The following is an 8806-nucleotide window of genomic DNA, read 5'->3' as shown; positions in this document are numbered from 1 at the left end:
TCCCCGAGGTGTCGAAGGTGAAGAAGCTCGTCAATGCGCCGCGCGAAGTGGTCCAGGAGATGCTGGAGGGTTTCGTGGCGCTCGCGCCGGGGCAGGCCCTGCTGGAGGGGGAGACGGTGGTGGTGCGCGCGGACGTACCGGCGGCGCTGGCGGCGCGGCGGGTGGCGATCCTGTCGGGCGGTGGCAGCGGGCATGAGCCCGCGCACGCGGGCTACGTGGGCGCGGGCATGTTGCATGCGGCGGTGGCGGGGGACGTGTTCACGTCACCCAGCGCGGACGCGGTGCTGGCGGCGATCCGCGCGGTGGCGGGCACGGCGGGCGCGCTGCTCATCGTGAAGAACTACACGGGCGACCGGCTGAACTTCGGGCTCGCGGCGGAATTGGCGCGGGCGGAGGGCATCCCGACGGAGGTCGTCGTGGTGGCGGACGACGTGGCGCTGCGCGACACGGTGGAGCCCGCGCGGCGGCGGGGCATCGCGGGCGTGGTGCTGGTGCACAAGGTGGCGGGCGCTGCTGCGGCGGCGGGTGCGTCGCTGGCGGAGGTGGCGCGCGAGGCGACGGAGGCGGCCGCGGCGCTCGGGAGCATGGGCGTGGCGCTGGGGCCGTGCACGGTGCCGGCGGCGGGGCGGCCGGGCTTCACGTTGGGCGAGGACGAGGTGGAGCTGGGGCTGGGCATCCACGGCGAGCAGGGCGTGCGACGGGTGGCGATGCAGCCGGTGGACGCGTTGGTGGACACGCTGCTGTCGACCATCGTGGAGGACCGGAAGGTGGGCGCGGGCGAGCGCGTGGCGCTGATGGTCAACGGCCTGGGAGGCACGCCGCCCATGGAGCTGGCCATCGTGACGCGCCGGGCGCTGGCGTTCCTCGCGGAGCGCGGGGTGAAGGTGGAGCGCGCGTGGCAGGGCACGTTCCTGTCGGCGCTGGAGATGCCCGGGTGTTCGCTCACGGTCTTGAAGGTGGATGACGCGCGGCTGGCGCGGCTGGACGCGGCCACGGAGGCGCCGGCCTGGCCGGGCAAGGGGATGCTGGTCGCACAGCGCCGGGTGGTGTCCGTGCGGGACGCGCTGCCCACCATCAAGGGGCATCCCAAGGACCATCCGGAGATGGCGCAGGTTCGGGCGGCGGCGTTGGCGGTGGCGGACGCCTGGGACGCGGCCGAGGCCCGGCTGACGGAGCTGGACAGCGCGGCGGGAGACGGGGACCTGGGCCTGAGTCTGGCGCGTGGCGCGGCGGCGATCCGCGCGTTGCCGGAGAGCGCGTGGGCCACGCCGTCGGGCGCGTTGACGGAGCTGGGGCAGGCGCTGCGGAGGAACATCGCTGGGAGCTCCGGGCCGTTCTATGCGACGGCGCTGTTGAGGGCCGCACGGCACCTGGCGAACAAGGTTCCGGATGCGGCGGCCTGGGCGCGGGCGTTCCAGGTGGCTGTCGCGGCGGTGTCGGAGCTGGGAGGCGCGCGGCCCGGCGACCGGACCATGGTGGACGCGCTGCACCCGGCGGCGGAGGTGTTGGTGGGCGCGGTGCGGGAGGGGAAGTCCCTGGGCGACGCGTGGAGGGCGGCGACGCTCGCGGCGGAGCAGGGAGCGGAGGCGACGGCCCGCATGGCGCCGCGCCTGGGCCGGGCCAGCTACCTGGGCGACCGCGCGAAGGGCATCCCCGACGCGGGCGCGGCGGCCGTCGTCATCTGGATGAAGGCGCTGGAGCGACTCGCTGGGTGACGGGGCAGGGGGGGCGGAGCGGCAGGTCTGATGGAGACCTGAAAGGATTTGGATGATGAACTTTCAGGGTCTACCCGGTGGACGCTCTTCTGGCGCCTGCGGATGACCGGCCGTCAGTCCAGATCTTCCAGCGCTATCTCCGCCAGCTCGCGGTAGAGAGGCACCACCTCCACGGTGAGCAGGTGCTCCATCACTTCCCGCGCGCCGGCAGTGTCGCCTGCTTGTCGAAGGCGCCGGACTTCGGACCTGGCTTTCATCATCCGCATCGAGCTGTTGCGGATCCGCGTTCGGATCTCGCGGAGGAGAGTCGTCGCGGTGGCTACGTCCTGGACGGCCGCTTGCGCATCGGACTTGGGCATGGCTACCTGCTGGGCCGTGCGCAGCAGCAATTCGCGCACGCCCGGGGTGAACTCAAGCGCTTCGCCCGCCTCGACACGGGCGGCCAGCTCGCGCACCTCCTCCCAATCGATGTCCTCGGCCATGCTCAACCTCCCTTCTTCTTCGGGCGGCACTTATTGTCAGGCCACTCACCCGTCTGCCCTTCGCAGTTCCGGAAGCAGTCGTAGCAGGACCCCGTCCAGTGGTCCTCCATGCACTGCACGTAGGTTTCGATGCAGTTGCGCTTCCACTCCGGCAGGTCTTTCCGGGCCAACTCGGCGGCCACCTTGGCGGCGAAGAGGATTTCCTCCACCTCCAGCTTCGTGGCGCCGCAGCGCTCCGGCGCCAGCGGGTGCGTCTTCACGCAGCAGCTCACCGTGGAGTCCTTGGAGGTGCACTGCGCCTGCGCCAGGGACACCGGGGAACTGCGGGGCTGGGCGCGCGCTGTGCCGCTACTGCCTGTCGTCGTCAGGGCAAGCCCGAGGACCACCAGTATGCCCCATGAGGGGATATTCCTTCTGTTCATGCAAAGCGGTTTATCTGGCTTTACATGGGCGGCGACACCTCAGTCCACGATGAAAAGCCGGGCCCCTGTCTCTGTCGACGAGCGGTGGGCTCCATCGTCATCGGAGACCTGGTAGCTCATCATCGGCCCGAGCTCGAAACGCCGGCCGTCCTTCAGCTCCGTGATCAGCGTCCCCTCGAGCACCAGCAAGACATGTCCGCGGCTGCACCAGTGGTCCGCCACGTACCCGGGCGTGTACTCAACGAGTCGGACCCGGATGTCTCCCGCCTGGAGCGTCCGCCAGAGCGCCTTCCCTGAGTCCCCCGGGTGCTCCGTGGGCTGGAGCTTGCTCCAGTCCGTTGTGCAGAAGGGAATGTTCGAGATTTTCATGGCACCTGTTGCAACGGAGTGGCGTCCGGCACGGGCCGGACGCGTCGGGCCGGACGTCGGCCCGGGAGCTGGTCGATGAGCGACTGGGCCTCTGCCCAGCCCACGCTGGGCAGCACGACGTGCGATCCCGCCACGTCGATGCGCACGTGGCCGATGCCGTAGCCGCGCTCCAGCGGTCCCTGTCGCGCGCGGACGGACTGGATGCGCGCACGCTGCACCACCGTCGTGCGCCGCCGCCAGAAGCCCTGGCGCACCACCACCAGCGTGTCGGTGATGAACCATCCCTGGAAGCGCCAGTCGAACCACGCGCCCAGGAGCTGCGCGGGCAGCAGACCCCACGCCAGCGCGCCCCAGCCTCCCCAGAACCACGTCGCGGGCGCGGCCACCAGCACGCTCAGGCCCACCGCGCGGATTCGCGCCCGCAGGAGCGCCTTCGGGTGCGCGGGCCGCAGAGGCAGGGAGCCGATGGCGCCGGGCAGGTCCGGCACGAACTCGCGCAGCAGTTCGGGCATGCGCGCGGTGGGCACCACGGGGATCAGCAGCTCCGCGCGCTCCGAGGCCTCCTTGCCCGTGCGGACGCCCGCGGTCTCCACCTCCACCGAACCGAAGCCCAGCGCGCGGCGCAGGAGCGGTTCGTCCAGCACCACCTGCTGGATGCGCACCCGCCGCACCGTCACCTGCCGACGCGTGATGAGCCCACCCACCGCGCGCAGGTGCGTCCCGGTGTCCACCAGCCGGAACCCATGGAAGCGCAGCACCGCGCGGGCGCCGCTCACCAGCCACAGGCCGAACAGCCCCGCGAGCGCCGCCACCGTCGCCGCCAGCCACCCCATGCCGGGGGCCGCCATCACCTCCCAGTGCGTCTCCATCCACGGGAGCAGCAGCTTGTGGAAGGTCTCGGTGATCTCATGCAGCGCGCTCAACACCACCGCGAGCACCCCCACGCCCAACGCGGTCGCGCCGTAGAGCAGCAGGTCGCCCAGTCGGGCCTCGGAGAGCACCCGCTCCTCGGGTGACGACTCTCCGGGCAGGAGCACCGCCGCACCTTCGCCGCGCACCGACTGGAGCGCGTGAATCAACGCCTGGGCGTCCTCCGGCGTCAGGCCCCGCAGGTGGCCGTCCGCCTTGCCTCCGGACGCCGTCTCCACCTTCACCTCCACCAGCCCGAGCAGCTTCGACACGAAGGGCTGGAGCACCTCCGTGTTCTGCACCCGCGCCGCCTCGATGAAGCGCGACGAGCGGGTGAACACGCCGGAGCGGATCTCCAGCTGGGCGCCCACCACGCGGTAGCTCAGCGTGGCCACCTCGTAGAGCCCCGCCGCGAGCAGTATCCCCGCGATGCCCACCATGATGATCCACAGGACGGTGGGCAGGCCGCGCTCCCCGGCGAAGTACGTGGGCAGCAGCGCGGTGAGGAGCATGCGCCCGATGGTCGCCGACAGCGGCACCAGCGCCGCGAGCGGGGCCTTCGCGCTCAGCCGCTTCCAGGGGACCTCCTCCGTGGAGGGCAGGGCCGCGTACCCCTCAGACGACATCGTCGGCCTCGCGCCGCACCAGTCGCTCGCGCAGGGCGTCCGCCGTCTCCCGGGTGAGGCCCGGAATCTCTCCGTCCGCGCCGCTGCCCGCCGCGGTGAAGATCTGCAGGCGCGCGAGCCCCAGCGACCGCTCGATGGGGCCCTGGTGGACGTCCACGTGCTGGATGCGGCCCGCGGGGATGGACACCACCTGATGCAGCAGCACGCCGTGGGAGATGACCAGGTCGTGCTCGCGCAGCGCCCAGCCCCACCGCTCATGCGCGCGCTGCGGATACCACGCCGTCAGCACGCTCAGGCCCAACACCACCGCGCACGGCAGGAGGAACGGCCAATGCTCCACCCCCGCGAACGACAAGGTCAGCGCCACGCCGAAGGACACCGCTCCGTACAGCCCCATGCGGATCAACGCCAGGATGCGGAACAGCGTGAGCGCTCCGCGAGGAAGTCGTTCCAGCGTCGGCAGCGGGTCGGTCATGGGCGGAGCCTCCGGGAGCCCCCCGAATGTACCCTGGCCTTGCCTGACGCGCGCGGCCCTCGTCAGGGCGCGGGGGCGGACTCGGCGGCGAGCACCTGGCGGAGCTCGTCCACGGTGGCGGACAGCAGCACCGTGTCACTCACCGAGTGGACGAGTCGCGTGGGCAGCTCGATGCGGCCCGCGTGGAAGTAGTTCCAGTACTTGCCCAGCTGCTCGGCGGTCTCCGAGTTCAACTTCACCTGGAGGCTTTCGACCCTCCAGCTCGCATCGTCGATGCTCAGCGTCTCCACGGTCCCGAGCGTCTGTCCCCCCGCCGCGACGACCGTGCGGCCCTGGAAGATGCTTTCCGAAAATCGCATGTGCCCGCTCCTTCCGGCCTACGCCGCCTTGGCCTGGAACGGCCGGGAGTCCCAGGGCAACTCCAGGGTGAAGGTCGTCCCGGTGACGGCCTCGCTCGTGACGCCGATCGTTCCGCCGTGCGCCTGGGCGCAACCCCACACCAGCGTCAGGCCCAGCCCCCAGCCCTGCGCGGGGCCCGTCTGCGCGGAGCGTGTCCGGGAGAAGGGCTGGAAGATGCTTCCCCGGTCGCTGAGGGGAATCACGGGGCCGTGGTTGTGCACGGAGGCTCGCGCCACCGTCTTGGACCGGGTGACCGTGAAGGTGATGGGCTGGTCGGTCGCGCCGTACTTGAAGGCATTGCTTCCCAGGTTCCACAGGGCCCGGCGCAGCTCGTCGCAGCTCCAGATGCCCCGGACGGGCTGGGACTCTGTCTTGAGGAAGAAGCGATCCCCGTGGATGGAGTTCAGCTCGTCCACGACCTCACGGGCGATGTTGCCCAGGTCGCAGTCATCGAGCCGAAGCGGAAGCCGCTCGCCCGCCCGGATGCGGTTGGCGTCGAGCAGGTCCCGGACCATCCGGTCCGCGCGCTCCAGGTTCCGGTCGATCCTTGACGCCAGGTCGCGCCGCTCGTCCAGTCTCTCGGGGAAGCGCGTGAGCATCTGGGCGCTCATCTTCGCCGCTGCCAGGGGGCCGCGCAGGTCATGGGCGAGGACGGAGACGAACCGCTCACGGAGGTGCCGCTCGATCTCCAGCGCGTCGACCTTCTCCTGCAGGTCCGCGTACAGCCGCGCGGTCTCCAGGTGGATGCTCAGGTTCTGGCCCAGCGTCTGGAGCCGCGTCTTCTCCCGCGCGGTGAATTCCCGGACCTCGGAGACGCCCACGTACACGACGCCCCTCAGTCGCTGGTGGGGCGGGAGTCGGACCCCGAGCACGGAGTGGATGCCGCTGCGGCGGAGCGTATCGCTCACCTCGATCGTCGTGGTCTCCGCATCCCGGAGCGTGCTGGTCTCCTCGCCCCCGGCCACGATCTGTCCCGGGAAGGATGACGGGCCCAGCGAAGCCGCGTATTGCTCCAGCTGCTCCTCCGCCTCTCCGACGGAGGCCGTGGCCATGAGCTTCTTGCGCTTCGGGTCGTACAGGAGTAGCGCCGCGCTCTGGGACCCCATGGCTTCGGAGATCAGCTCGAGGATCTCCTTCAACCGGTCACCCAGGCTCGTCTCGTCCGCCAGCGCCTCGCTCGCCACCTTCTGGAGGAGTCGCAGGTAGCGCTTCTCCGTCTGCTCGTCCTCAAGCAGGTGCTTGCTGAAGAGGTCCGTCACGGTGGCCGTGGCGGCATGCAGCTCGGTGAAGAGCCGCTCGACGTCGAGGGAGTCGGGCTGCTGGTCAGGCGGAACATGGCTCCACATCCGGGTGATGCTCCGTCCCAGGATGGCGAACTCCTCCACGACCTCCGCCACATGGAAGCCCTGGCGGAGTCGCGCGGACACGTGGCTCTCGACGTACTTCTGCTGGGAGCTCATGCCCGTGCCCGCGGTCCCCTGGAGGTTGGCAAGGGAGTCCAGGTAGGTCGGCATGATGTTCCGGAACTCGGGTGCGTTCAGCCCGCGGGCCGACGCGGCCCGGGTCGCCTCCTCCGTCCACAGGCGCATGATCTCGCCGTGATGATTTCGGATGATCTCCGCGACGCTCGCCATGGTGCTTCCCCCCAGCAGCAGAAAGTCTTGAGGTCGCCCTGACACCTGCGGCGCGGGAAGGCGAGCGAGGCGGCGGAGGGAAGGCCCTGCCTGACCAGACTCAACAAAACTGGGCGTCACGAGCGGCGTTTGCAAGGGATTGCGTGGGTTTGAGAGGAGATGTCCTGGAAAGGACTGCCCTCGAGCGATTTCACGGTCCCCTGCAGGACAGGAACCCGGCAATCCCTTCCAGCCGCTGATCGCGACACCGGGTCTCAGCCGTGCCGGGCCCCGGCAGGCTCCGCGGTCGGTGGGGCCTCCACGTCGATGCCGTCGCGGCGCAATTCGTCCGCCTGGGCAAGCCGTGCCTGGGTCCCTGGCGGAGGCGCGTACCAGCCGGGGTCTCCCTCGCCATCCAGGTGCTGGCGCACCTTGAGCAGCGTGAACATGCCTCCCATCGTGATCTCGTCGTAGGGCCCCTTGCCGCCCACCATGGCGATGGAGTTGTCCGGTACGGGCATGTGGTGCATTCCGCCCATGTCCCCCATGCCCGTCTGTCCCATGGTCATGTAGCCGGGCAGCAGCGGGCGCACCTTCGCGTCCAGGCCGCCGGGCTTCATTCCGACGAGGTTGGGCAGGTCGTGGCCCATCTGGTTCATCACGTGGTGGGTCATGTGGCAGTGCATGGCCCAGTCACCGGGTTCGTCCGCCACGAACTCGATGGTGCGTGTGCTGCCGGTGGGGACGAGCACCGTCGTCTCCGGCCACTGCGCGCTTTCGGGGATGCGGCCCCCGTCCGTCTCCGTGATGAGGAACTGGTAGCCGTGCAGGTGGATGGGGTGGTGGTCCATCGCGCTCAGGTTGCCGAAGCGGATGCGCACGCGCTCTCCCTGACGGACGACCAGCGGCTCCGTGCCCGGGAACGCCCGGGCGTTCATCGTCAGGATGTTGAAGTCCGTCATCTCGTTGGGGTCCGGGCGCTGCGTGCCCGGGTCGATGCGCCACTCGTGCAACATGATGGCGAAGTCGCGGTCCACGCGCGGGCCCACCGGCTTGCGCGGATGGATGATGAACATCCCCACCATGCCCAGGGCCATCTGCGTCATCTCGTCGTGGTGCGAGTGATACATGCCCGTGCCCGACTGCCTCACCGTGAACTCGTAGCGGAACGTCTCCCCCGGCGCGATGGACTTCTGGTTGAGCCCGCCCACGCCGTCCATGCCGTTGGGCAGCAGGATGCCGTGCCAGTGCACCGTGGTGTTCGCGGGCAGCCGGTTGGTGACGTAGAAGCGGACGCGGTCGCCCTCCACCACCTCGATGGTGGGCCCGTGCACGTGGCCGTTGTAGCCCCAGCACGTGGCCTTGAGGCCTGGAGCGAACTCGTGCTCCACCTCCTGCGCCACCATGTGGAACACCTTCACGCCGCCCACGTCCTTCCACGGCAGCTTCGTGCCGTTGGGCACCACGACGGGCCGGTAGTCGCGTCCGGCCCTTCCAGGCGGCAGGTGTGTCTGCCGCGCGACGCGACCACCCGTGTCCGCCGCGGAGTCCTTTCGCGGGCCCTTCGCGCCCGGCACGTCCGACTGCGCCTGGGCGGCGCGGCTGTTCATCAGCAGGGCGCCGGTCGCCAGCGTGGCGCCCGTGCGCGCCAGCATGCCGCGGCGGGTGAGGCCGGGGGCCTCGGAAGGAGAGGGCGTCTCCGGGGCCTGGGCTTCCGTGTCCTCGGGCGCCGTGCGCGGGTCGTCAGTGGGGTGCCTGCCTGTCTCTTATACACCTCTGACGCTGCCGACGATAAG

At 70.4% G+C, this 8806-nt stretch carries 9 protein-coding genes; 1 reads left to right on the top strand and 8 read right to left on the bottom strand.

Annotated elements, in window-relative coordinates; all coding sequences use genetic code 11:
* Nucleotides 1-17: 17 nt before the first annotated feature.
* Entirely contained in the window at nucleotides 18-1715 is a 1698-nt protein-coding gene (locus D7V93_RS30395; RefSeq protein WP_120646716.1) for a dihydroxyacetone kinase family protein, read from the top strand.
* A 113-nt stretch (nucleotides 1716-1828) separates the two neighbouring features.
* Here the strand turns inward: D7V93_RS30395 and D7V93_RS30390 are convergent, their stop codons facing one another.
* From D7V93_RS30390 to D7V93_RS30355, 8 genes are all read right to left on the bottom strand, one after another.
* Nucleotides 1829-2197, bottom strand: coding sequence for a DUSAM domain-containing protein (locus D7V93_RS30390; protein WP_120646713.1), 369 nt, complete (start codon nucleotides 2195-2197; stop codon nucleotides 1829-1831).
* Nucleotides 2198-2199: 2 nt separating this feature from the next.
* Nucleotides 2200-2511 carry a hypothetical protein gene (locus tag D7V93_RS30385; RefSeq protein WP_244237605.1) on the bottom strand — a complete coding sequence of 104 codons (312 nt, stop codon included), beginning with the start codon at nucleotides 2509-2511 and terminating at the stop codon, nucleotides 2200-2202.
* Between the two features lie 147 nt (nucleotides 2512-2658).
* Nucleotides 2659-2988 (bottom strand): DHCW motif cupin fold protein, encoded by a 330-nt coding sequence (locus D7V93_RS30380; RefSeq protein ID WP_120646712.1) that lies wholly within the window; start codon nucleotides 2986-2988, stop codon nucleotides 2659-2661.
* On the bottom strand, nucleotides 2985-4523 hold the full coding sequence (locus tag D7V93_RS30375) for a PH domain-containing protein (protein ID WP_120646711.1): 1539 nt from the start codon (nucleotides 4521-4523) through the stop codon (nucleotides 2985-2987). The genes D7V93_RS30380 and D7V93_RS30375 overlap by 4 nt, the downstream gene beginning before the upstream one ends.
* Nucleotides 4513-4998, bottom strand: coding sequence for a PH domain-containing protein (locus tag D7V93_RS30370; protein WP_120646710.1), 486 nt, complete (start codon nucleotides 4996-4998; stop codon nucleotides 4513-4515). The genes D7V93_RS30375 and D7V93_RS30370 overlap by 11 nt, the downstream gene beginning before the upstream one ends.
* Nucleotides 4999-5060: 62 nt before the next feature.
* Nucleotides 5061-5357: a PRC-barrel domain containing protein gene (locus tag D7V93_RS30365; RefSeq protein ID WP_208723202.1), complete on the bottom strand. Its 297-nt coding sequence runs from the start codon at nucleotides 5355-5357 to the stop codon at nucleotides 5061-5063.
* Nucleotides 5358-5375: 18 nt separating this feature from the next.
* Nucleotides 5376-7031, bottom strand: a complete 1656-nt coding sequence (locus D7V93_RS30360) for a sensor histidine kinase (protein ID WP_120646709.1) — start codon at nucleotides 7029-7031, stop codon at nucleotides 5376-5378.
* 254 nt (nucleotides 7032-7285) lie between these two features.
* Nucleotides 7286-8665: a multicopper oxidase family protein gene (locus D7V93_RS30355; protein ID WP_120646708.1), complete on the bottom strand. Its 1380-nt coding sequence runs from the start codon at nucleotides 8663-8665 to the stop codon at nucleotides 7286-7288.
* Between the last annotated feature and the right edge of the window lie 141 nt (nucleotides 8666-8806).

The organism is Corallococcus llansteffanensis (assembly GCF_003612055.1).
Classification (GTDB): Bacteria; Myxococcota; Myxococcia; order Myxococcales; family Myxococcaceae; genus Corallococcus; species Corallococcus llansteffanensis.
This window is presented reverse-complemented; position numbering and strand designations above follow the sequence as displayed.